We start from the raw sequence: 23,411 nt of genomic DNA on the forward strand, positions 1-23,411 counted from the left end.
GGGCGGCTGATTCCAGATAACGGAGTCAGTCGCACTGATTTTTATTCCAGTAAGTTCAGTGACAACTGAATAGAAATTTATAGACATTATCAGATGACCTCAGCAATCGACACTACCGCCGCACTTTACCGTTCACTGCCAGCCATGGACAGCCTATTGCTGCATAAGGCCGTGCTAAAACTCAGGCTAGAGTATGGCGATACTTGGGTTAAGAGCCAACTCAACAGCTTGCTTAATCAGGCAAGAGAGCTTATCGCTCAGCAGAGTAAACTCCCGGACTACTGCGGGGCACCTGAGGCGATCATAAAAGAGTTAACCCATAAATTATTAGACGGTCAACGCCACAGTCTACAAGCGGTATGGAACCTGACGGGGACCATATTGCACACCAACCTCGGACGTTCGCAACTGAGTGAAGCGGCAATTTCTGCCGTCACTAAGGTGATGCGTTACCCGACGCCCTTAGAGTTTGAACTGGAGGCTGGCAAGCGTGGTCACCGTGATCAAGCGATAGGCAAGATATTGCAGCAGTTAACCGGTTCTCAGAGTTGCTGTCTGGTGAATAACAACGCCGCAGCCGTACTTTTGATGCTTTCAGGGGTTGCGGCGGGTAAAGAGGTTATTGTCTCACGTGGCGAGCTAGTGGAAATTGGTGGTGCCTTTCGCATCCCTGATATTATGCGTCAAGCTGGTTGCACTTTAATTGAAGTTGGCAGTACTAACCGCACGCATCTACGCGACTACGAAGCGGCGATCACTGAAAACACCGCCGCCATAATGAAAGTTCACACTAGTAACTATCATATCCAAGGTTTTACTGCGGCGGTGGATGAAAAACGCTTGGCCACGCTCTGCCAGCAACACCGGATCCCACTGATCTCAGATCTGGGAAGTGGTGCGCTGACCGATCTGAGTCAGTTTGGCTTAGGCGATGAACCCACGCCGCAAAACATGCTCACTGATGGCGTCAACTTGGTCAGTTTTTCTGGTGATAAATTACTCGGTGGTCCACAGGCTGGGCTCATCGTTGGCGACAAAAAACTCATCGATAAACTGCAGCAACATCCATTAAAACGCGCACTGCGTTGCGACAAGATGACGCTAGCTGCTCTCGAAGCGACTCTATTGCTCTACCGAAACCCTAAGCGGCTCAATGAAGAGTTGCCTATGCTGAGAAAAATGTCTCGTTCACTGGCCGAACTGGAGCAAGTGGGCCAGCAGATGATGGCTGAATTACCTGAATATTTTGCCTCGCACTTCACCTTGGCGATCACCGCAAGCCAAACTCAGGTCGGCAGTGGCTCCCAGCCAGAGACTCTACTGGAATCTTTGGCACTGACCTTCACACCGACGACTAATAGCCAATACCGTATTCATCAGTTAGAGCAAAAGTTTAAGCAGCAAGATAAACCTATCATAGGTCGAATGGCCAATAACCAATATTGGTTGGATCTTCGCGGTGTCGAACAGGAAACTAGCTTAATCAATGCCCTAAGACAGGTTGGACAAAGCTTATGATCATCGTGACTGCGGGTCATGTTGATCACGGCAAGACGAGTCTTATTCAAGCCCTTACGGGGACCGATGCCGATAGACTGCCTGAAGAGAAGAAACGCGGCATGACCATCGAACTCGGTTACGCCTTTATGAAGGTGATTGATGATCAACGTCTGGCTTTTGTTGATGTTCCTGGGCATGAAAAGTTTATCAATACCATGCTGGCGGGGGTGAGTTGTGCTAAGCATGCCTTGCTAATCATCGCTTGCGATGACGGAGTCATGCCTCAAACAACTGAACATTTAGCAATTTTACAGCTGCTGGATCTTGAAAACCTAATCGTGGTGCTGACTAAGCAAGATCGAGTCGATAGCGCAAGAGTTGAAGCCGTTAAGGTGCAAGTGGGTGAACTGCTGGAGCAATACCGAAGGCAGAGCCCTATTTATGTAGTATCGGCGTTGACTGGCGCGGGTATTCCCGCACTCAGTCAGGCAATCAAACAGCTTGCGCTCACTCAGGTCAATGCGCTTAGTCAGCTAAGCCTACAAACCAGCTTTCGCATGGCTATTGATCGGGTTTTTACGGTCAAAGGTGCAGGTCTGGTGGCTACCGGTACAGTGATAAGCGGTCAGGTGAGTGAAGGCCAAAGCCTCTACCTTTCAAAACAGAGTAAGGCTGTTAAAGTCAGAACTCTGCATAGCCAAGGTCAGGTTAGTCGCCTTGCCCACTGTGGCCAGCGTGTCGCAGTTAACTTAACCGGTGTTAATCAACATAGTGGTGCTCAACGTGGTGACTGGCTAACAGCATTAGCCCCAATGGCAGCGCCCAAGGTCATTTGCGGCGTACTCGATAGCTGTCTGCCGTTCAAACATTGGCAAAGCGTGCAAATTCACTTAGCTAATAGCCATACCACGGCGCGCATCGGCTTATTAAAAATACTGCCCAACAATCAGGCATTGATCGAGCTCCAGTGCGAGCAGGCGCTACCTTGTGTGGAACAAGATAGGATCATCGTGCGCGACGCTGCAGCGAAAATCACACTTGGGGCGATGCGAGTACTCGACCTTTCTCCGCTAAAACGAGGCAAGCGTAGTCCTGAACGGCTGAGTTACTTAAGTAAACTTAAAGACTGCACCACAATCACTGCCAGTTTACAGGCGCAAATCGCCGAGCATTGTATAGCAAAGTCAGATTTTATGTGGGCCAATCAGTTGACTGGGCAACACGATGTCTTATTGCATAATAAAGAGGTGGTTGAAGTTGCAGGCTACTTATTATCAGCACAGCTTAATAGCCACATAGAGGCGCAACTATTAGCGCAGATAAGTGACTATCATCACGCATCGCCCGAATTATTGGGACTAACCATCAATCGTTTACAACGCATGACCCATGGCCAATATCCATTGGCCGTTTTGAGCTATATCAGCGATAGCCTCTGCCTGCAAAAACGTCTGCATTGCACTAGGGGCTTATTACACCTGCCACGGCATAACTTAGCGCTATCGGATAATGAGCAGCAACTATGGCTGCTGATAAAGCAGCAGATGCTAATGGCTAGGGGGCCGTTATGGTCATCAGAGCTTGCAGCTGGGCACCACTTGGACTTGAGCATCGTGCGTCAGCTTTGTCGCAAGCTCATTCAATTGGGGTACATTTCTGCAATTATTAAAGATCGTTATGTGCTAACTGAAAACCTTTATTTTTATGCCAATGTTATTCGTGAACAGATCAATATACATGGAGAAATAAAAACCGCTGATTTTAATTCCATCATTAAATTAGGCAGAAAAGTCAGCATTCAACTTTTAGAGTTTTATGATCGCAGTGGATTAACTTGGAGAAAGCAAAAGGATAATTCTAGAGTCATAAAAGATAGCAGTGTTTTTATATTAAGTGATTTGGCGGAAGAACATAGGAGTTGAACCTACCCGGGACTGCTGGCAGCCCCACCTGGATTTGAAATCCAGACGTTTCACCGGAAACGACGTTCTTCCTTAACACTTGCGAGAATAATAGATAATTGTTTGTAATTAAACAATATCAGTAGTTTCTATATTTAATAAATGTGAGTCCAACAATCATTTATCGATATGAATGATGAACAGTGGGACATTATTTACCAGAACAAATGGAAAATTGCTATGACGGAACTTGTGTGTGGGCTCAATAATATTACTGAACAGACTAAAGTGACTTGTTTTCGAAATGATAGAGAGCAATCATTAATAGAAACCGTCGCAAAAGAGGTGAGGGTTGCGTTGATCTATAATGGTATCTCTCATGTAGTAATGATGGCCAGCCCAACTGCATTAAAAGAGTTTGCCATTGGTTTTAGTTTGTCTGAATCCATTATTGATGACATTAAAGATATTCGTTCAATCGACATCGAGACCATAGAAACGGGTATTTTGGTGCATATAGCGATTAGCCCACGCAGCTTTCTACATCTTAAAGCTCATAGGCGTAGCCTTGCGGGTCGAACGGGCTGCGGACTTTGTGGTGTAGAACAGATAGAGCAAACGGTTAAACCGATTGTAAAAGTCACAGGCACTGAAAAGTTTAATTTAAACAGTCTAAAAAAGGCCTTATCTAGTTTACATCAGCATCAAACTGCATTTAATTTGACCGGAGCCACACATGCTGCTGCCATGTTGTCTGCAGAAGGTGATATTATATCTTGCTTCGAAGATGTGGGACGTCATGTCGCGTTAGATAAATTAATTGGTCATATATCTTCTGATAATAAATATCGCCAGTCGGCATTATTATTAACCAGTCGAGCCAGTTTTGAAATGGTACAAAAAGCCGCCATTTCAAACATTAGCATTGTATTTGCAATTTCTTCCGCAACTTCGTTAGCAATAGAGATAGCTCAAAAATCTAATATTACCTTAGTCGGATTCTGTCGTGAAAACAGAGTGACAATATATACCCATCCAGAAAGGTTATATCTGTGTAATGAAACGCTAAGTAATGTTAACAATAATAACTTGGCTGTAATGTAAAATAAGTTTTGGTAATTTAAATATGTGGTTAACGTTTAAAAATAAGTTCTTTATTCAATTTTGGTCTCCTTTTGCTGCAGTGATTGCTGCCGGTATTTTGTCGACCTATTTTTTTGGCCTAACGGGTTCCCTCTGGGCGGTGACCGGCGAGTTTACGCGCTGGGGTGGGCATATAATGCAATGGTTTGGCGCCGAGCCAGAGACATGGCAGTACTTTAAAATTATAGGCCTCGAAGGGACACCATTAGATCGGGTTGGTGGGGTAATGATTATTGGCATGTTCGGCGGGTGTTTAGCCGCGGTATTGTGGGCGAACAACATGAAACTGCGTATGCCAAGCAGTAAAAAGCGTATCGGGCAAGCGCTGATCGGCGGCATGATTGCTGGTTTTGGCGCGCGTTTGGCCATGGGGTGTAATCTGGCGGCGTTCTTCACTGGTATTCCACAGTTTACCTTGCATGCATGGCTATTTGCGTTTGCGGCGGCGGCAGGCACCTATATTGGTGCCAAGATTACTCTATTACCCTTTTTCCGCTCAAGCGCAATCGTTAAACCGGGTGGCTTGAAGAAAGTGATAAAGCCTAATCCTAATCAAGTGCAGAATCGTTTTCGATTAGGTTGGGTGGTGTTTGCTGCGATAGTCGCTGGCTCATTTTATATTATGAGTAGCTCTACCAAGCTGGGTTTCGCGATGTTGATGGGGATTGTGTTTGGTTTGTTAATTGAACGGGCACAGATCTGTTTTACGTCTGCTTTCAGAGATATGTGGATAACAGGTCGTACTCACATGGCGAAAGCGATCATCTTGGGCATGGCTGTCAGTGTTATCGGGATCTATAGCTATGTGCAGCTTGGAATGACACCAAAAACCCTTTGGGCGGGTCCAAATGCGCTGATAGGCGGCTTATTGTTTGGTATCGGGATCGTTATCGCAGGTGGCTGTGAAACGGGCTGGATGTACCGCGCATTGGAAGGGCAAATTCATTTTTGGTGGGTGGGTATTGGCAATATTATTGGTGCGACCATTTTAGCTTATTACTGGGATGTCTTTTCGGCACCGTTGGCAACGAATTGGGATAAGGTGAATTTGCTGGATGTCTTCGGTCCATTAGGTGGGTTAGGCGTGACGTATTTGCTACTGGCGCTCTCTTTCGGATTGATTTTATTGTGGGAAAGGCACTTTTTTAAAAAGCAGCGAAGTTTGAAAAATGAAAACTTCTCACCCGTGGTGTCACAACCTGATGTGGTTATTGCAATGGCAAAAACACTGTAGCTACATACCCGTTATAAACAAATTTACTTTATTATCAGCTCAAGGTGACTTGAGCTGACTTTTGCTGAGGAGCAAAGTATGACCGAGTCTGTTGTGGCCGATTACAATTTAGAAATCTATGGTGAACCTTGCCCTTATCCTGCGGTTGCTACGCTTGAGGCTATGGCGTCATTAAAGCCTGGAGAAGTGTTAGAAGTGCTCACTGATTGCTCGCAATCGATCAATAATATCCCTAGTGATGCACGCAATCATGGCTATGAAGTACTTGATATTAGCCAGCAAGGTGTGATGCTGCGTTTTTTGATAAGACGATAATAGTCACAACGTTGTCATGTTGCTGCGCTTGATAAAGCGGCTGATACAAGGGCATCGACTTTCTTCGGCTTGTGCGTCGTCTAGGTAAAAACTTCTGCCGTAGATAACGGTAGGGCGGAGTGGCGATAGCAATGCTGCAGTCCGGCGAGCAACATCTTGTTGCTCGACGCTATGTTTTTAACTGCTAGTCATAAAGCATTATTATTAAAGGCACTCATTGAGTGCCTTTTTTATGCTAATTTATAAGGTAATAGCTTACAAATTAGCATGGAAAATCTGCAATTATAGACTCTTGCTAGCTTTCAATTATCACATCGTAAGGATACATATGAATAAACTACTCACACTATTGCTACTGACCTTTATGGTTGCAGGTTGCGGTGACAATAAGGTTGTCGATACTGCTTCAGGTTACATTGAAGGTGTTAATTATCGGACACTTGCTACGCCAATTGCGACGGACAGTGAACAAATAGAAGTGATGGAGTTTTTCTGGTACGGCTGCCCGCATTGCGAGTCATTTGAAAAACCATTACACCAATGGCAAAAGGTGATGCCTGAGGGCGTTGAGCTCGTTCAATCTCCGGCGATATGGAATGAACCGATGAAGCTGCACGCGAAGGTGTTTTTCATTGTACAGAATATGCCAAATAATCAGCCGATCCATGCTGCACTATTCGCTGAGATTATGGACTTACGTGAGGTTCGAGATCTTAAGCTTCAAACCGAAGAGTTGGCTGTTTTCCTAAAAGGCTATGGTCTTAGCGAGGCGGATTTTAAGCAACAACTGTCATCGGTTGAAATCAACAAAAAACTGCAGCGCGCAATCGAGCTTATGTCGCAGTCTAAAATTGAAGGTACACCGTCTATTTTGGTTAATGGTCGGTATTTAGTACTCAATGAGTCGGCGAAAACGGTTGAACAGATAATGGATATTACCAGTTTCCTCGTCGAGAAAGAGAAGGTGCGTTTAGCTGCGCAATAGCGCAAAAGCAGTATAAGAGAGGAGAGTGTCGTGCAATCACAGTCAGAAGTAATCATATTCGATGGCGTTTGTAACTTGTGCCACGCTGCGGTTAATTTTGTGATTAAACACGATAGTGCGGAACGCTTTGTGTTTGCACCACTGCAATCGAATACCGCCAAAAGATACTTGTCTAAGCATGGTGTTACTGACGATGCCTTAGATAGCGTGATATTGATTAAGGCTGATCAATGTTTTTTAAGAAGTGATGCCGCGATAGAAATTGCAAAGTCACTTGATGCGCCTTGGCCGCTATTGCGTTTTATCCGTTTTGTGCCTAAAGTGATTCGTGATGGGCTTTATAATGCCGTGGCTAAACGTCGTTACTCATTATTTGGCACCAGAGCCATATGTATTCTGCCAACGGAAGAGATAAAGCAGCGCTTTATTGAGGATTAATCCCCGTTGCTCTAAACAAAAAAGGCACTCAATGAGTGCCTTTCAATTGCGTAAAATGCCGTTGCATGGCATTAGCGCTAATTTATGCTTCTTCTGGTAACTCGGCATTGTGGTAAACGTTCTGTACGTCATCACAATCTTCAAGTGCAGCAAGGAACCTCTCAAACAGCTCTATCTCTTCAGTATCGGTAACTTGAGTCATCGTTTGCGGAACAAATGTAATCTCTTCCATAACAAAGTCAGTATCAGCCGGCAATTCAGCCGCTAATGCCGTTTTAACTTTAAAGAATTCAGTGTGAGGTGCGTAAACGCTGATCATACCGTCTTCAAGTTCAACGTCGGTTACATCAACGTCTGCCATGATCAACATTTCAAGAATGGCGTCTTCGTCTTCACCCGCAAATACAAATACTGCCTGATGATCGAACATGTGGCCGGCAGTGCCTGGACCACCGAGCTTGGCGCCGTTCTTAACGAATGCTTGGCGGACTTGGGTAAAGGTACGCTTACCGTTGTCGGTTAGGCAATCTGCAATGACCATACAGCCACCAGGACCAAAACCTTCGTAACGAGCACTTTCATAGTCCTCACCACCACCACCACGGGCTTTCTCAATCGCACGCTCAATAACATGAGCGGGTACTTGATCTTTTTTAGCCTTGGAAATCATTTGACGTAACGCTAAGTTACCTTCAGGATCGAAACCACCATTTTTGGCACAAACGTAAAGCTCTTTTCCGTATCGAGAATAGATTTTTGTTTTCTGCCCAGCGGTTTTCGCCATGGATTCTTTCTTGTTTTGGTATGCTCTGCCCATCTTGACCTTTCTCACTAAGCTTTAAAAATTGCAAACGATGTTAGCAGCTTTATTTGTACAAATCAGGGGGCAGGCCTTTAAAAATACAAAAATCTGCTAATTAATATCACTTTCGCGCGTGGTTTTAGCTGCAGAGGTGAGGCATTCTTTAAACCTAATTAAAGTAGATGGTGATTAAAATTCACCTGACGGCTGGCTAACACTGCTGCGGTTATGCGCATCGCCTGATCTATCGCAGTATCGCTTTGTCCTAATGTCTTTAAACTCATGGTATGACTTTGAAAACAGGCGTAGCCGCCATTAACCATCGACACCGCAATACATGCATAGTGATAATCGACTTCATTTTCGACGGCAATATCCGTAAAGGGCCTCAATTGAAGCGACTCTAGATTGCCTCCCGCGTGAATATCAACAAACTGCCGGCTAAAGAAGTAAGGGTTAGTCACAGACATGCGGCTAACGGCATACTGCATTTCACGCTTGGCTTCTGCGCTCAGGTCTCCAACGATGAATTGCACTTGCTTAACAACATCCTCGTCTCTACAGGCTAGCGCTGCAGCCCATGCGACCATTTTGATCGCCGAAGAGGGAAGGTGATTCTCGCTAATTAATACCGATTTAAGCAGTAGACGTTGATCTTCTGACTCATCGGGAAATTGAACAAAGGTAGACATAATGAGCTTCCTCAGGTTTGATAAGTCGTGGATTGATTTTAGTGTATTAATAACCAATATGTTGCGTGATTAAGCATCCATAGGCTTTTTTTTCCTTGTGTTCGGACCTAAATTTGCTCTATATAAAGTGCCTCATAACGGCTTCGATGGTATGGGTTACCAGTAATGGTGGCTTACGACCAAAATCATGTACGGCGTACACCGCATTCATCGGGCATTGGTAATCAGGGAGCAACATGGCTAGTAGTCCCTGTTGTTCTGCTTGTTTAAACACAAATTCAGGCAGCAATGAAATACCTAAACCCGCTTTGGCTAGTGCACCAACAGCAGAGGAGTTGTCGGTGAACCTGTTGGCAACAAAGTTGAGTTGTTTCAGTGCTTCCGCCTTTCTAATCTTACCATCAGGTAACGGTTCCACTGAATGAGTGACAGTTGCTTTCTGCCAAGAGTTGGCGATGTAATCTAACGATTGCCACTGCTCAGCATCAATCTTCGTTTGATGCTTGTCGATATAGTCAGGGCTGGCGCATATTACATCTCTGAAATGACCTAGCTGGCGTTGCATTAAGTTGCTGGATGGCAGTTTTCCCACTCTAATCACCAGATCGATATCATCACTGAGTAGATCGATACGCTGATCTGCAACTGTGATGGTTGGGCGAATGAGCGGATTATCATTGCAGAGTTGGCTAATCGCTGGGGCGACGATAGAGTCAATTAATGCATGCGGCGCACTGATCCTGATAGGCCCTGCAAGCATCCCCCCGGTATCGCGAGCTTCACGCCAGGCAACCTGAGATATGTCAGCCATCTGCTTGCAGTGTTGATAGAAGTCAGTTCCCGCCGGCGTCAGTTGTTGCTTACGAGTGGTGCGATGCAGCAATTGCACGCCGATCGCAACTTCGAGGCTTTTCAAATGATGGCTCACAACTGATTTCGATAGCGCTAGATTGTCGGCTGCTGCGCTAATAGAGCCAGCATCAACGATCTGTTTGAATATTGCCATATGGCGTAAATGATCCATAGCCCCTCTATATTGTTCTATTTAATCGAACAGTGATTGCGAGATTGCCTAGGTTATCAATGCAAATGTTAACTGTAAACTAACGCTCTATATTATTTATGTGCAGATCCGGGAGCGAGACTATGTCAGCCACATTATTAAACGCAGTTAAGTTAGCAAGTGAAACGTGGAAAAATGGTTTTAATACTCAAGACGCGCAGCAGTGTGCTGCTCAATACGAGGCTAATGCGACTATGAATGCTAGGCCTTTCGGTGAGTTTGTTGGTAGAGATGCGATTGAAGCATTTTGGCAGAACCTCATCAATGAAGGGTTTAACAGTGTTGAATACATTGAGCCACAATTCAGCGTCGTTGATAACAGCACGGTATTGCTAACCTCAGCTTGGAAAATGAATAAAGCCCATGGGGTTATCCATAAAGAACTGTGGGTGCTACAAGATGATGGTTCAGCAAAATTGTCTGATGATGATTTTGAAGTGTTAGGTTAACGCGATTGAGCATGACTTAAACCCAATCAGTGCTTTACTACTAATGTTTATGCACCCTTATCGGGCTCTATTTTGAGCCCTTTTTTTAGTTAGCAATAAACCTGCATGTTACTCTGGTTCGCCAGGTCGTTGAATATAGTCGGGTACCTCAATGATTAAGTCCCGCCACTTTTCAAACAAGTTTTGATATAGAAATTCAGTAAATACGCGGTATTTTCTCGGTAGATAAACGCGCTGCGGCATGCTCATGGTAACGACGCTTTGCTTCATAGGATAGTCTTGAAGAACGGCGACTAATGAGCCATTCTTTATCGCTTCACTGCCTATCACCATAGGAACAGTTGCAATGCCTAACCCCTCAATTGCGGCTTCACGCACCAAGGTAATGTTATTGGTCTCAAGCCTTGATTTGGGTTCAACGGTTAACCATTTTTCACCATTAAACAGGGACCAGCTGTTATCAACGTATGGTGTTGAAAGTCTAATACATTGATGTTGGTTGAGGTCTTCAGGGATCTGTGGGGTACCATTTTGGCTAAGATATTCAGGGCTTGCCATCAGTACTTTAGGTGTGTTTAGCAGAACATAGGTTTGCAGTGCCTGATTCGGTTTTTCAGTGATCTGAAATAAAATATCAATACCTTCGGCTATCACATCGACTTTACGATTTGTCAGTTCAGCTTCAATAGTGATGTGCGGATAGGCGGTGAGAAATTTTGCCAGTACTCGCCCAAAGTACAGCTGGCCTAATTCGATAGGACAGATAATTTTTAGATGACCTTTAATTGACTCCTGGCTGGCACTTAGCTGATCTTCGGCATTTTGCAGATCGGCGAGAATACCATGCACTCTGTGGTAGTAGTTTGCACCGGCCTCAGTGAGTTTTAGCGCTCTTGTGGTTCTAAATAATAGTTGTACTCCTGCGTCTGCTTCTAACTCTGCAATTTTTCGGCTCACTGTTGCCTTGGTGATCCCTAAGGCTTTAGCGGCTTTGGTGAAGCTGCCTTGCTCAACGACTTGAGCAAACATCTGCACTCTATTTAAATCCATTGGTTTAAACTCATGATTGTTACACCTGTGAAACAGTGGGTAATATTTTAACTATCTAATAAATATGTTGTGACAGTAGTAAAATGTACTTCATTAATCAAGGATCCAATGATTGGGGAGTCATATATGTCCAAAAATAGAATGTTTATCGTAATTCCACTGCTGTTTTTGACGGTATTGGCTGGAGGCTACTACTGGTGGAATCATGTGCGTAATTTTGAATCAACAGATAACGCCTATGTCGACGCTGATATCTCTAATATCAGCGTTAAAGTCCCAGGTTATGTTACGGCCACTTTTGTTACAGACAATCAGCATGTCGAGCAAGGGCAGTTATTGGCACAACTTGAAGATAACCAGTACAAGGCTAAAGTGGCGCAAAATGACGCCATACTTGCAAGTGCAAAGGCTGATCTACAAACCTTAGCGGCGCAAGTGGATCTGCAGCGCGCGCTTATTACCCAAGCTCAAGCGGGGGTTGCAGCTGCTGACGCTGAAAAATTGCGTTCATCGCAGCAGCTTAATCGCGCAACGCAGTTAAAAGTCAAAAACTATAGCTCACAAGATACCGTTGATGAAGCCCAAGCGGGTTTTCAGTCAGCGGAGGCACATTTAGATGAAGCCGCAGCCGCTTTGGTCGCTAAGCAACGAGAGCTTGCCGTTTTTAACTCGCAGCTGATTGAGGCGGACTCTAGTGTCGAGCAAGCTAAAGCTGGATTAGCACTGGCAAAAATTCAGTTGGTAGATACGCAGATAACGGCGCCCTTTAGCGGTGTTATTGGTAAGCGTGGCGCGCTGCAGGGCCAATATGTACAACCAGGACAAGCTATCTATAGTTTAGTGCCAGACAATGCGGTGTGGATTACTGCAAATTTCAAAGAAACACAGATAGCACATATGCTGCCGGGGCAAAGCGTATCAGTGGAGTTGGATGCTTTTTCGGGTGAGTCGTTCATTGGTGTTATCGACAGTCTATCGCCAGCATCAGGGGCTAAGTTCAGCTTATTACCTGCTGAAAATGCGACCGGTAATTTCACTAAAATTGTACAGCGTATTCCGGTGAGAATTCGCCTTGAAGGGGCGTCATCTGCAGATCTACAGCAGGTTAGAATCGTTCCAGGACTGAGTGCATTTGTTAAAGTCGACACATCAAATGAAAGCCTAAGTACTGCCGTGGCCTTAAACAAGGCGAGTCAATAATGCCCACTCTGGAGGCGACTCCTTTGGGCGCAAATACAAATATTGAGCAGGTGGAACGTGGTAGTCGTCGTGCCTGGATAGCGGTGTTTGGCGGGCTTATTGGTGCGTTCATGGCCATTTTGGATATTCAAATTACCAATGCGTCAATGAAGGAGATCCAAGGCGGGTTAGGGGCGACATTAGAGGAAGGTTCATGGATTGCGACAGCCTACCTAGTCGCTGAGATGATCGCAATTCCGCTGTCTGGTTGGCTGAGTAAAGGCCTCGATATTAGACGTTATATGCTGTGGAACAGTGCTATTTTTATTGTCGCTTCTCTACTGTGTTCAATCTCATGGAATTTAGAATCGATGATCGCCTTTAGGGCGATGCAAGGGTTCTTTGGCGGGGCGCTCATTCCAATGGCGTTCAGGTTAATTCTTGAATACCTGCCTGATGATAAGCGGGCTGTGGGGATGGCGTTGTTCGGCGTGACGGCTACTTTTGCTCCTTCAATTGGACCGACTCTCGGAGGTTGGTTAACCGCGCAGTTTAGTTGGCATTATCTTTTTTATATCAATGTGCCACCAGGGCTGGTTGTGATGTCGATGTTGGCCTACGGTTTAGTTAAAAAACCGATAAACTGGCCAGAACTTAAAAATGTCGATGTGAGCAGTATTATCACTATGGCGCTGGGGATGGGATGTTTAGAAGTGGTGCTGGAAGAGGGCAATCGTAAAGATTGGTTGGGCTCTGATTTTATCCGCAATCTAGCCATTATATCAGCGGTCAATATTGTTATATTTGTTTATCTTCAACTTAAAAAAACCAATCCGTTAGTGAATCTAAGATTGCTTGCACAGCGAGATTTTGCGCTGTCGACGGTTGCTTATTTTCTGCTGGGCTTGGCACTGTTTTCATCCATCTATATGGTTCCGCTGTATCTATCACAAATCCAAGATTATAACTCTATGGAGATTGGCGAGGTCTTGATGTGGATGGGATTTCCACAGCTACTGATTTTACCTTTTATGCCGAAATTGATGTTGCGATTTGATAACCGTTACCTTGCAGGGTTTGGCTTCTTCATGTTTGGGGTTAGTTATTATATGAACTGCCACATGACGGCTGATTTTGCTGGCCCACAAATGATAGCCTCTATGGTCGTTAGGGCGATTGGTCAGCCTTTTATTATGGTGCCCATCGGTATGTTGGCGACTGCACATATACGCAAAGATGAAAATGCATCAGCCTCAACGGTGCTTAATGTTATGCGTAATCTTGGTGGCGCGGTTGGAATAGCCTTAGTCGCGACCTTAACTGATAATTTGAGCCGTGGTCATTTAGCCCATATTAAAGAGACGTTACCTGCGGTAAGTTCAATGGCTAATGACTATTTGACAGCATCGGCAAATATGCTGCAAGCAGCAGGCTCCGACCCTATAACAGCAGGTCTGCAGGCATCTGCATTGCTGGGGCAAACAATGGCCAAGCAGGCGTCGATTCAAGCTTACAATGATGTGTTTTTTATCATGTCAGGGTTGCTCATGGTGGCAGTTGTTGCAGTGTTGTCGATACGCAAGCCGGTTGCCGTTGCAGCGCATTAATTTGCCCTCGGTCTATGCATGATTAATGCTTATAACGTCGGGCTAGGTGTCTATTTTATAGTGTTAGCGTTTTATAATCAGAATCAAAGTCGCGGCGCTTCGCCCACACGCGAGCCAAGGGGTAAAGCGCTTGTCCCCCTTGGCGAACCCTCAGCGGCCCGTGAGTAAGCGCGTATTAATTAAATCTGCTCTCCAAAGCGGACCTAAACTATGACCTCCAAATCAAAGGCTAAAATTAGATATTTATCTTCACAATAGCCAACCCTTCTTGCTGAAAATTATCTACCTGTATTTGTTGATTTGAAGTGCTAGACTGCAGCACTGACTCGTTGCTATGGAGAGAGACTTTTGTTGTGGAAATCGCTAGCTTTTTCAGAGCTCACGCTGAATGAATTATATGAGCTACTCAAGTTAAGAGTAGATGTATTTGTGGTGGAACAAAACTGTCCGTATCCGGAGCTGGATAATAAAGACAGGCAAAGCCAGACCCAACATTTACTGGGGGTTGACGAGCAAGGTACGATCCAAGCTTATGCGAGAGTGCTTGCTCCAGGGGTGAGTTATCCTGACGCCAGTATTGGCCGAGTGATCGTGTCGGAGGCAGCAAGAGGTGGTGGGATTGCCCATATCTTAATGCAAAAAGCGATCTCTATTTCGCTGAGAAAATGGCCGAAGCATAATATTCAGTTAGGTGGGCAGGAGCACTTAAAAGGTTTTTATCAAAAGCTGGGATTTGAGCCTGTATCTGAAATGTATTTGGAAGATGGGATCCCACATCTCGATATGTTGTTAACCTTGAAGAGTGAAGGAAAAAAATGTCAGATTACAAAGTGAATACTCAGCAGTTAGTATGTGTGGCGACGTTTACCGCCAAGCCTGGGAAAATAGCTGGGTTAGTTGAAGCTTTGTCAGCGCTTATCGCCGATACTCGCCGTGAGAATGGTTGTATTCGTTATGAGCTTAATCTTAGCCGTGATAATGCCGATAAAGTGACTTTTGTGGAAAAATTTGTCGATGAAGCGGCATTTAATAGTCATTGTGAGAAAGAGGCTATTCAACATTACTTTCATCACATCATGCCTGAGCTGGTTGCATCTCACCATGTTGAGACCTATCACCAAGTTATCGTTTAACTTACTTATGTTTTAAAGGTGCACTAGGTGCACCTTTAAGGTTATAACCGCATTAACGAGTCTGTTTTTACTGCACTTCAATATAGGTTTAACACCTCTCCAAGATCATGGTGTCCAACCCACGATTAGCTCCCCTCTAAGCATGTTACACGGCTAATAAAGGTAGTTTTTTAGCGATAAAAGTGTTCAACTTTATACAGCCATTATTTAATCAGCAAAGGTTTACAGTGCTAAATTATATTGAACCTGTATTTCGTCCACCATCGGAGTGGAAATCATTAATTCTGCAAGTGACCAATGGCTGCAGTTGGAACCAATGCAGTTTTTGCGATATGTACACCGCTAACCAAAAACGCTTTCGGGCGCAAAAAATAGATAAAGTCGAACAAGATATTGTTGCTGTGTCCAGCTCAAAGGCACATATATCTCGGGTGTTTTTAGCCGATGGTGATGCGATGACACTTCCTTTCTCCAGGCTGGAAGAGATTTGTTTGTTGATAAAAAAACATCTCCCCGCAGTGACTCGGATCAGTAGCTATTGTCTGCCTCGAAACATCAATAATAAAACACCGGAGCAGTTACAGCGGTTAAAGGAGCTGGGGTTAAGCTTACTCTATATCGGTTGCGAAAGTGGTGATGACGAAGTTTTGCGACGAATCAAAAAGGGTGAAACATTTGCCTCTTCATTGGCTGCTTTACAGAAGATAAAAGCGGCTGGTATAAAATCGTCGGTAATGATCTTAAATGGATTAGGTGGGGTGTCGCTGTCAGTGCAGCACGCGCAGCAATCTGCCAAATTAATGAATGAAGCACAGCCAGAATTTCTGTCAACGTTAGTGGTGACTTTACCACTAGGAACAGAGCGGATGGATGAGGCGTTTGACGGGCATTTTCAGCTGCCGAATCAATTACAGTTATTTGAAGAGATGCGAGTACTACTCAGTAATTTAGAGCTAAACAAAACAATTTTCCGCTCAGATCATGCCTCCAATTACTTGGTGCTGAAAGGTGTTCTTGGCAAAGATAAGCTAGCGTTATTAAGCCAAGTCGAGGCGGCGGTGAATACACCTGAACGCATTCAATTACGGCAAGAGTGGCAGAGAGGTTTGTAACCGCGGCGCAGCCAATGCTACGCCGATGACAAAGTATGTTAAGGCTGTTGAATATGGATCTCTCTCACTGGGCACGGGATCTCTATTTTGGCCTGTTTTAGCGCCTTTATTAAGCTGGAATTTGTTTGGTACTTATCTTGAAAGTAACTCTCGGTGGCGACCCAATAACGGATGCCAATTTCAATGCCGATGCTATTAAAATCATTTATCCCAACTTGTGCATGTTCGCCATTACTGACATGAGGGCTATCCGTCAGTACTTTCGATAGTATGGCGACGACGGCGTCGGGATCTGATTGATAACTAATATTGAGTTCTGTTTCGACTAATTTATTGGCAAAGGAGTTGTGCAGTACTTCTCCAACAATATGCTTATTAGGAACGTTAATCTGTTCTCCCTCTTCGTTAGTTAACACGGTCATGCCTAAGTGGATATCTTTAACTAAGCCACTAACCCCTTTAACTTCAATGGTGTTTCCTACAATGAAAGGGCGAGTCACAATAATCGTAATACCCGCGGCATAGTTGGCTAGCATGCCTTGTAATGCGAGACCTGCACCTAAGGATGCGGCACCAATGGCGGCGACCATCGGGGTCACGCTAATACCGAGCTTCCCTAGCGCGATAACACCCACCAATAAGATCACTAGAATGCGCACAAAATTGCTGGTGAAATTGCTGAGGGTAACGTCTATGTTATGCTTTTCGAAAAGACGGGTGACAAGATTAGAGGCTTTAGCTGCAATCCATAAGCCGACGAGAAAAATCAGCGCGGCACCTAAGAGACTAAAGCTATATTGCACGATAAACTCAGTGATCATGCCATAGGCATTTTGCAATTGAGCTATCTCTTGATCTAAACCGGGTTCGTTCATTGATTTGTCCTTTAATACAACATTTTCACTTGGCAGCTTACTGAAGTTAAACTGTTTTGTAACTTGCTATTTACGTTGAAGATACTATCTTTGCAACTTTCAAATAGCTATTTTACGATCCGTGAAGACGATCATGGTTTGCAGTGAACGTTCTGTGACATCAACAAGAATAGGTTATTCTCAAGGCTAATTCTAATTAATGAGATCAACAATGAAAGCAATTATTCTGATTCTATGTAGTTTGCTTGTCACGCCAGTATGGGCAAATACGTATGTTGTTGGTGACCCAATGGAAACCTTAAAACTTCAAGACCAATATGAAGCTGACTATGCGATTGATAGCACTATCAAGCACGTTCTATTCAGTCGTAGCATGGATGGTGGCACACTCATTCAAACAGCGTTAGAGGAGCAACCTGAGCTGTATAAAAAGGGTGATTTGGCTTATGTTGCCGATATTAGTGGTATGCCTTCGCTTATTGCCCGCTTTGTTGCGATCCCACAGTTTAAGCAATTTGCTTATCGAGTGGCGCTCGATCGAGACGGTGAGATCACCAAAGCCTTACCTGCTCAGAAAGATCAAGTGACTCTGATTCAAATTAGCGATAACAAAATTACTCAAATAAGCTATTTTGACTCCGCAGAGTCATTGTTAGAGGCGTTAAAATAAACGTATTAAAAAAGGCGCTATAAGCGCCTTTTTTTAGTTTGCTAATGGTTAAGCAGAATGTCCCTTCAAAATATCGTATATCTCCTCTTTTAAATGCAACTTCTTGAGTTTTAGCTCATGCACTTCAGGGGTGAAATCGCTAGCATCGTGTAACTCCAGATTTTTAATCTCTTCATCGAGTTGATTGTGTTTGTTAAACTTTTTCTGGAAATGAGTATCTGAAGTCTTAAGTTGACTGATTAATTCTCTATATTCTGGAAACATGCAGGCTGTCCTTTTTCTGATATATTTTTCTGATATATTTTTCTGGTTCAACTTTAAACTAGCGCGTTTATTTTGAGCAAGTTGTGAGCTAGATCTCGTTCTGTAATTTTGTATTTAGATCTTGAGTTGAAATTTGTTAAGTGATTGTTTTTAATTGTTTTACTGGCTGGTTTTTACGCCGAGAGTTTGCGGGTGGATATCAACTGGCACTCTGTAGTGCAGCTGCTATATTTCTATCACTTCTATAAATATTGTTTTGGTAACTAGATTACGACAATTCATTTACTCTTGGCAGAAAAAGTGTGATCGGGTTAACCTTATCGCGGCCGATACTAGGTTAAAGTCGATTTATTAAGAATTTTATAATCAAAATTGAAAGGGGTTTTCACAATGTCTGATGTATTTCATTTAGGCTTAACCAAAGAAATGTTGGATGGTGCTAGCTTGGCGATTGTGCCTGGTGATCCTGAGCGCGTTAAGCGTATTGCCGAGTTAATGGACAATGCGACATTTCTAGCGAGTCATCGCGAGTACACAAGTTATCTAGCATATATTGACGGTAAGCCAGTTGTTGTATGTTCAACAGGAATTGGCGGGCCTTCAACTTCTATTGCGGTTGAAGAACTTGCTCAGTTGGGCGTTCGTACCTTCTTACGTGTAGGTACTACTGGCGCTATTCAACCACAGGTCAATGTTGGTGATGTTATTGTCACTCAAGCGTCTGTTCGCTTAGATGGTGCAAGTTTACATTTTGCACCTATGGAGTTCCCTGCCGTTGCAAACTTTGAATGTACAACGGCTATGGTTGAAGCATGTCGCGATGCAGGTCTAGAACCTCATATCGGGATCACAGCTTCATCAGATACTTTTTACCCAGGACAAGAGCGTTACGATACGGTTTCAGGCCGCATTACGCGTCAGTTCAAAGGGTCTATGCAAGAGTGGCAAGATCTTGGTGTGCTGAACTACGAAATGGAGTCTTCTACTCTGTTTACTATGTGTGCTTCGCAAGGCTGGCGCGCAGCTTGTGTTGCAGGTGTTATTGTTAACCGTACACAACAAGAGATCCCAGATGAAGTTACAATGAAGAAAACAGAAGTTAGTGCTGTTTCTATCGTTGTTGCAGCAGCGAAAAAACTGCTGGCATAATGGGAAAGTATTCCCTATAAGAGGGGTCTATTAGGGAATAAAAAAGGCGCATAATGCGCCTTTTTTTTATGCCATGAACTGGCGTTAAAGCTTGCTTAGAAGTGGTACTTAGCGATCACAGAGTAAGTGTTCTGATCGATACCATCAACGCCATACTTGTTTTTCCAGTAATCATATTCGATACCGACAAACAGCTTATTCTTCTTATGTTCACCGAGAACAACGGCGCCCAGATCATACTTTAGCTGTGGGTTGAAGTGGAAGTTAGTCTCATATGCATCTTCATCTGTGGCAAACACCCAGTCAAAGAAACCATCAAATACGATATTAGAGTCACCGACGGGGAAGTCCATTCTAAATACTGGGGTTAACTGCCAGCCATCACTAATATTGCCACTACCCGTGGCATGTCTGCGATAAGTATTGAGTTGGAAATAACTAAAGTAGGGAACATTAAGATCCATACCAACACCATATAAAAAGCTCTTTACTGGGCCTTCACCCTCTTCGAAGGTAAATGCAGCAGATAGGTCGGTAATCGGGCCCATTGCCACTTTTTTACCTAGGATCTTGCTCGCACTCAAGCGCGTAGATATCTCGCCATAGGTGGTGCTGTCTTTGCCAGCATTTGAGCCGTTAAAGTAGATAACATCTTGGAAAGCAAACCAGTCACCATACTTCCAGTCACCCGCGGTCTCAAAGGTAAATGTTGTTTGTGACTCAGAGGGTGCTAAATCATAATTATCACCGTAAAGCGCGGTTACACTCGCGTCCCACCAGTTAATCATGCTGTCAGCCATTGCAGTTGGACTCACTAATAGCGCTAGGCATAGCCATTTCTTGTTCATCTTAAAACCTTTTTTTAATGCAGCTAACGCTGCTTATTATGTATGCAATATTTACACTCTATGGTGTATTCAATATATAAGGGCAAAAGCTAAGTTGAAACGCGCGTTATTTAGTCGTTTCAATGGCGAGGAATATAGGCTGAAAGTTAGTAATGTTCAAAGGGTTTGTTACGCTTTCTTGCACTAGATTGTAAATATTTTGCTGTAAAAGCCTATGGTGCTTAAAGTTGTGTTGGGCGATGGTGTAACGCAATCGCGCTGACGTTCCATATTAACATGTTTTTATTCAAGTGTTTACTGTTACACTCAAGCGTTGAAGTTACAAATTATCATCGCCTATACTGAATCTCTCTGTTAATGACGGTGACATATTATGTCGCAATAGAAACAGACAGCTGATATAGTCGATATAAGGACTCTTTCATTTCAGGGGGAAATATGGAGTTATCAAATCCTATTTTGATCTGGGCCTGTATAGGCTTATTTCTGATGTTAGCGGAGATTATTTTACCCGGTGGTATTGTTATTCTCCTAGGTGCAGCGTGTTTAGTGGTTGCTGGAGGATTAGCGACTGGGTTGGTTGAAGGTATTGTTCAAAGTCTTACACTTTGGTTCATTACATCTATGGTGTTTATGCTGCTGTTTAGACAAGTCACGCAAAAGCTTGTGGGTGGCGATGCACATGTCGATAATACAGATGAAGAACTCGATCTCTACAATCAACTTGCTACCGTTAAGCAGACCATTGGGCCAGCACAGAAAACGGGCCGTATTGAATTTCAAGGAAGTGAATGGCCCGCATTGGGAGATGGCAGTGAAATTGTTGCTGGTTCTCAAGTTCGGGTGATCTGTAGAGACAATATCGCGTTAGTCGTCGAACCTCTAGCAGACAAAAATGAAGATTTAGCGAAATAAATTAGTCGTTACACTGTCAATATTAGGGAAGGGATCTATACATGTTTATATTTACACTGTTTGTTTTGTTTGTTTTTTTCATTCTTTATAAGTTGTTACTCATTGTCCCTATGCGCGAAGTCAATGTTATTGAGCGCTTAGGTAAATTCCGTGCTGTATTACAGCCGGGTTTTCATTTTTTAATCCCATTTTTTGACCGCGTTGCTTATAAACATGAGATCCGCGAGCAGGTACTCGATGTACCGCCGCAAAGCTGTATCTCAAAAGATAATACTCAGCTTGAAGTTGATGGTCTGGTCTACCTAAAAGTGATGGACGGTAAGCTTGCTAGCTACGGCATTGAGGATTATCGCCGTGCTGCGGTCAATTTAGCGCAAACCACAATGCGATCTGAAATCGGTAAATTGAGCTTAAGCCAGACATTCTCAGAGCGAGATAGTCTTAACGAATCTATTGTACGCGAAATTGATAAAGCCTCTGACCCTTGGGGGATAAAAGTACTTCGTTATGAAATTAAGAATATCACTCCGTCTCGAAAAGTGATCCATACGCTAGAAAAACAGATGGAGGCTGAGCGTCGTAAGCGCGCTGAAATCACTTTGGCTAACGCCGAAAAGGCCGCGATGATAAACCTATCTCAAGGTGAGCGTCAGGAGGCGATTAATTTCTCAGAAGGTGAAAAACAGCGTCGTATTAACGAAGCAAAAGGCATGGGGCAAGAGATCACTATTATTGCTAAAGCGAAAACAGAAGGGATGGAACTTGTTTCGGCTGCACTAGCACTAGATGGCGGTAATGAAGCGATGAATATGCAGTTGAAAGAACAGTTCATCAACCAAATTGGCAAGGTGTTGCATGAGGCCGATGTCTCAATTGTACCAGCGGAATTGGCTAAGCTAGAAGGGTTTTTCGAGGGTATGGAGCAAGTGACTCATGCCGTGTCTGCCAATTCAGTAAAAGGAGCACGCTAATGATTGCTGGAATTAATACTGATTTGATTGTTATGGCAATTTGGGGACTTATTTTTGCGGTCTTCGTGATTAAGTTATTTCAATCTATTCGATTGGTGCCAACTAAATCAGCTTACATTGTCGAACGCCTCGGCAAATATCATTTGACGCTAGATGCAGGTTTCCATGCATTGGTGCCGTTTGTTGATAAAGTGTCTTACATCCATGACCTTAAAGAAGAAACTATTGATGTTCCACCGCAGGAGTGTTTTTCATGTGATGAGGTCAATGTTGAAGTCGATGGTGTTATCTATATTTCGGTTATCGATCCGGTAAAGGCGAGTTATGGCGTAGTAGATTATCGATTTGCGGCAATTCAGTTGGCACAAACCACGACTCGCTCGGTGATTGGTACGCTTGATCTTGACCGTACATTTGAAGAGCGCGATGTGATTAGCGCCAAAGTGGTTGAGGTGCTTGATCAGGCGGGTGCCATGTGGGGGATCCGTGTTCACCGTTACGAAATTAAAAACATCACTCCGCCTGAAACAGTAAAAAATGCGATGGAGATGCAGGTTAATGCCGAACGTGAGAAGCGTGCACTGCTAGCAAAGAGTGAAGGTGATAAGCAAAGTAAGATTAATCGCTCTGAAGGTGTAAAGGCCGAGACAATTAACCACTCAGAAGGTGAGATGCAGCGCCGGATCAATGAAGCGGAAGGTAAAGGTGAAGAGATCCTAACTATTGCCCGCGCTACAGCCGAATCGATTGAACGCATGGCGGCGGTAATCTCTGCTCCCGGTGGTAAGAATGTGGTGCGGATGCAGCTAGGGGCACAATACCTAAAGCAGATGGATGGGCTTAGCTCTAGTAAGAGTAAGGTTGTTTTACCAGGTAATCTGATGGATTTTGATCACTGGATGAACAGTATAGGCTTAGAGGAGTCGAAGACGGAAAACTAATAATTTTCGTTTATTCAAGCTTTAAGCTATCCACTAAAGATGCTAGTTTCCCCAATGGAATCTAGCATTTTTTTGTCTGATATTTACGCTTAATTGAGTGGGCCAAATGTAGATGGCTAAATATTTAATGCCATGGGGATAGCATGTCACGCCGTAAGTTGAGCTTAGCGTCTAT

General features: G+C 44.0%; 25 protein-coding genes and 1 tRNA gene. 18 read left to right on the forward strand and 8 right to left on the reverse strand.

The annotated features are described in order from the left end of the window. The first annotated feature begins 93 nt into the window (after positions 1-93). Together selA and selB are read left to right on the forward strand one after the other, a co-directional pair. Positions 94-1,518 carry an L-seryl-tRNA(Sec) selenium transferase gene (gene selA, locus CXF86_RS12635; protein ID WP_101090355.1) on the forward strand — a complete coding sequence of 475 codons (1,425 nt, stop codon included), beginning with the start codon at positions 94-96 and terminating at the stop codon, positions 1,516-1,518. Further along, a complete protein-coding gene (gene selB, locus CXF86_RS12640; RefSeq protein WP_102039146.1) occupies positions 1,515-3,422 on the forward strand; it encodes a selenocysteine-specific translation elongation factor in 1,908 nt (635 codons plus the stop codon). The genes selA and selB overlap by 4 nt, the downstream gene beginning before the upstream one ends. Here selB and CXF86_RS22755 read toward each other — a convergent pair. Continuing rightward, a tRNA-Sec gene (locus tag CXF86_RS22755) sits at positions 3,400-3,494 on the reverse strand. The genes selB and CXF86_RS22755 overlap by 23 nt on opposite strands. Before the next feature lie 147 nt (positions 3,495-3,641). On the opposite strand from CXF86_RS22755, the gene fdhD reads away from it, so the two are divergent. From fdhD to CXF86_RS12665, 5 genes are all read left to right on the forward strand, one after another. Beyond that, positions 3,642-4,505, forward strand: a complete 864-nt coding sequence (gene fdhD, locus CXF86_RS12645) for a formate dehydrogenase accessory sulfurtransferase FdhD (protein WP_102039147.1) — start codon at positions 3,642-3,644, stop codon at positions 4,503-4,505. A 22-nt stretch (positions 4,506-4,527) separates the two neighbouring features. Continuing rightward, a complete protein-coding gene (gene yedE / locus CXF86_RS12650; protein ID WP_102039148.1) occupies positions 4,528-5,778 on the forward strand; it encodes a selenium metabolism membrane protein YedE/FdhT in 1,251 nt (416 codons plus the stop codon). Positions 5,779-5,856: 78 nt separating this feature from the next. After that, complete coding sequence (gene yedF / locus CXF86_RS12655; protein WP_101090351.1) at positions 5,857-6,093, forward strand: sulfurtransferase-like selenium metabolism protein YedF; 237 nt, start codon at positions 5,857-5,859, stop codon at positions 6,091-6,093. A gap of 328 nt (positions 6,094-6,421) precedes the next feature. Further along, positions 6,422-7,078: a thiol:disulfide interchange protein DsbA/DsbL gene (locus CXF86_RS12660; RefSeq protein ID WP_102039149.1), complete on the forward strand. Its 657-nt coding sequence runs from the start codon at positions 6,422-6,424 to the stop codon at positions 7,076-7,078. 30 nt (positions 7,079-7,108) lie between these two features. After that, positions 7,109-7,516 (forward strand): thiol-disulfide oxidoreductase DCC family protein, encoded by a 408-nt coding sequence (locus CXF86_RS12665; RefSeq protein WP_101090349.1) that lies wholly within the window; start codon positions 7,109-7,111, stop codon positions 7,514-7,516. A gap of 82 nt (positions 7,517-7,598) precedes the next feature. Here the strand turns inward: CXF86_RS12665 and CXF86_RS12670 are convergent, their stop codons facing one another. From CXF86_RS12670 to CXF86_RS12680, 3 genes are all read right to left on the reverse strand, one after another. Next, a complete protein-coding gene (locus CXF86_RS12670; protein ID WP_101090348.1) occupies positions 7,599-8,333 on the reverse strand; it encodes a YebC/PmpR family DNA-binding transcriptional regulator in 735 nt (244 codons plus the stop codon). Between the two features lie 158 nt (positions 8,334-8,491). Then, positions 8,492-9,010 (reverse strand): hypothetical protein, encoded by a 519-nt coding sequence (locus CXF86_RS12675; protein WP_101090347.1) that lies wholly within the window; start codon positions 9,008-9,010, stop codon positions 8,492-8,494. A 118-nt stretch (positions 9,011-9,128) separates the two neighbouring features. Beyond that, on the reverse strand, positions 9,129-10,034 hold the full coding sequence (locus CXF86_RS12680; protein WP_101090346.1) for a LysR family transcriptional regulator: 906 nt from the start codon (positions 10,032-10,034) through the stop codon (positions 9,129-9,131). Positions 10,035-10,156: 122 nt separating this feature from the next. Here CXF86_RS12680 and CXF86_RS12685 point away from each other — a divergent pair, with 122 nt between their 5' ends. Then, positions 10,157-10,522 (forward strand): nuclear transport factor 2 family protein, encoded by a 366-nt coding sequence (locus CXF86_RS12685; RefSeq protein ID WP_101090345.1) that lies wholly within the window; start codon positions 10,157-10,159, stop codon positions 10,520-10,522. A 108-nt stretch (positions 10,523-10,630) separates the two neighbouring features. On the opposite strand, the gene CXF86_RS12690 is transcribed toward CXF86_RS12685, so the two are convergent. Then, the gene (locus CXF86_RS12690; RefSeq protein WP_101090344.1) at positions 10,631-11,572 is read right to left on the reverse strand and encodes a LysR family transcriptional regulator; all 942 of its coding nucleotides are present in this window, start codon (positions 11,570-11,572) and stop codon (positions 10,631-10,633) included. Between the two features lie 126 nt (positions 11,573-11,698). Between CXF86_RS12690 and CXF86_RS12695 the strand changes: the two genes are divergently transcribed. The 5 genes from CXF86_RS12695 (at position 11,699) to CXF86_RS12715 (ending at position 16,603) form a co-directional block, all read left to right on the forward strand. Beyond that, on the forward strand, positions 11,699-12,772 hold the full coding sequence (locus tag CXF86_RS12695; RefSeq protein WP_101090343.1) for an HlyD family secretion protein: 1,074 nt from the start codon (positions 11,699-11,701) through the stop codon (positions 12,770-12,772). Further along, on the forward strand, positions 12,772-14,358 hold the full coding sequence (locus CXF86_RS12700; protein ID WP_101090342.1) for a DHA2 family efflux MFS transporter permease subunit: 1,587 nt from the start codon (positions 12,772-12,774) through the stop codon (positions 14,356-14,358). The genes CXF86_RS12695 and CXF86_RS12700 overlap by 1 nt, the downstream gene beginning before the upstream one ends. Positions 14,359-14,706: 348 nt before the next feature. Then, positions 14,707-15,192 carry a GNAT family N-acetyltransferase gene (locus CXF86_RS12705; protein WP_101090341.1) on the forward strand — a complete coding sequence of 162 codons (486 nt, stop codon included), beginning with the start codon at positions 14,707-14,709 and terminating at the stop codon, positions 15,190-15,192. Further along, on the forward strand, positions 15,174-15,491 hold the full coding sequence (locus tag CXF86_RS12710; protein WP_102039150.1) for a putative quinol monooxygenase: 318 nt from the start codon (positions 15,174-15,176) through the stop codon (positions 15,489-15,491). Before CXF86_RS12705 ends, CXF86_RS12710 begins: the two co-directional genes overlap by 19 nt. Before the next feature lie 227 nt (positions 15,492-15,718). Further along, entirely contained in the window at positions 15,719-16,603 is an 885-nt protein-coding gene (locus CXF86_RS12715; protein ID WP_101090383.1) for a radical SAM protein, read from the forward strand. A gap of 38 nt (positions 16,604-16,641) precedes the next feature. On the opposite strand, the gene CXF86_RS12720 is transcribed toward CXF86_RS12715, so the two are convergent. Further along, positions 16,642-17,478 (reverse strand): mechanosensitive ion channel family protein, encoded by an 837-nt coding sequence (locus CXF86_RS12720; RefSeq protein ID WP_101090339.1) that lies wholly within the window; start codon positions 17,476-17,478, stop codon positions 16,642-16,644. Positions 17,479-17,689: 211 nt separating this feature from the next. Between CXF86_RS12720 and CXF86_RS12725 the strand changes: the two genes are divergently transcribed. Continuing rightward, positions 17,690-18,148 (forward strand): hypothetical protein, encoded by a 459-nt coding sequence (locus CXF86_RS12725; protein WP_101090338.1) that lies wholly within the window; start codon positions 17,690-17,692, stop codon positions 18,146-18,148. 48 nt (positions 18,149-18,196) lie between these two features. On the opposite strand, the gene CXF86_RS12730 is transcribed toward CXF86_RS12725, so the two are convergent. After that, on the reverse strand, positions 18,197-18,412 hold the full coding sequence (locus CXF86_RS12730; RefSeq protein ID WP_101090337.1) for an HP1242/YdcH family protein: 216 nt from the start codon (positions 18,410-18,412) through the stop codon (positions 18,197-18,199). 390 nt (positions 18,413-18,802) lie between these two features. Between CXF86_RS12730 and udp the strand changes: the two genes are divergently transcribed. Then, entirely contained in the window at positions 18,803-19,561 is a 759-nt protein-coding gene (gene udp, locus CXF86_RS12735; RefSeq protein ID WP_101090336.1) for a uridine phosphorylase, read from the forward strand. A 95-nt stretch (positions 19,562-19,656) separates the two neighbouring features. On the opposite strand, the gene CXF86_RS12740 is transcribed toward udp, so the two are convergent. After that, the gene (locus tag CXF86_RS12740) at positions 19,657-20,409 is read right to left on the reverse strand and encodes an outer membrane protein OmpK (RefSeq protein ID WP_102039151.1); all 753 of its coding nucleotides are present in this window, start codon (positions 20,407-20,409) and stop codon (positions 19,657-19,659) included. Positions 20,410-20,847: 438 nt separating this feature from the next. On the opposite strand from CXF86_RS12740, the gene CXF86_RS12745 reads away from it, so the two are divergent. From CXF86_RS12745 to CXF86_RS12755, 3 genes are read left to right on the forward strand one after another with little or no spacing between them, the layout of a single operon-like run. Next, positions 20,848-21,324, forward strand: a complete 477-nt coding sequence (locus CXF86_RS12745) for an NfeD family protein (RefSeq protein ID WP_101090334.1) — start codon at positions 20,848-20,850, stop codon at positions 21,322-21,324. A gap of 41 nt (positions 21,325-21,365) precedes the next feature. Then, the gene (locus CXF86_RS12750; RefSeq protein ID WP_101090333.1) at positions 21,366-22,295 is read left to right on the forward strand and encodes an SPFH domain-containing protein; all 930 of its coding nucleotides are present in this window, start codon (positions 21,366-21,368) and stop codon (positions 22,293-22,295) included. Next, positions 22,295-23,236 (forward strand): SPFH domain-containing protein, encoded by a 942-nt coding sequence (locus CXF86_RS12755; RefSeq protein ID WP_101090332.1) that lies wholly within the window; start codon positions 22,295-22,297, stop codon positions 23,234-23,236. Before CXF86_RS12750 ends, CXF86_RS12755 begins: the two co-directional genes overlap by 1 nt. The last annotated feature ends 175 nt before the right edge of the window (positions 23,237-23,411 follow it).

Source organism: Shewanella sp. GutCb (genome assembly GCF_002836135.1).
Classification (GTDB): domain Bacteria; phylum Pseudomonadota; class Gammaproteobacteria; order Enterobacterales; family Shewanellaceae; genus Shewanella.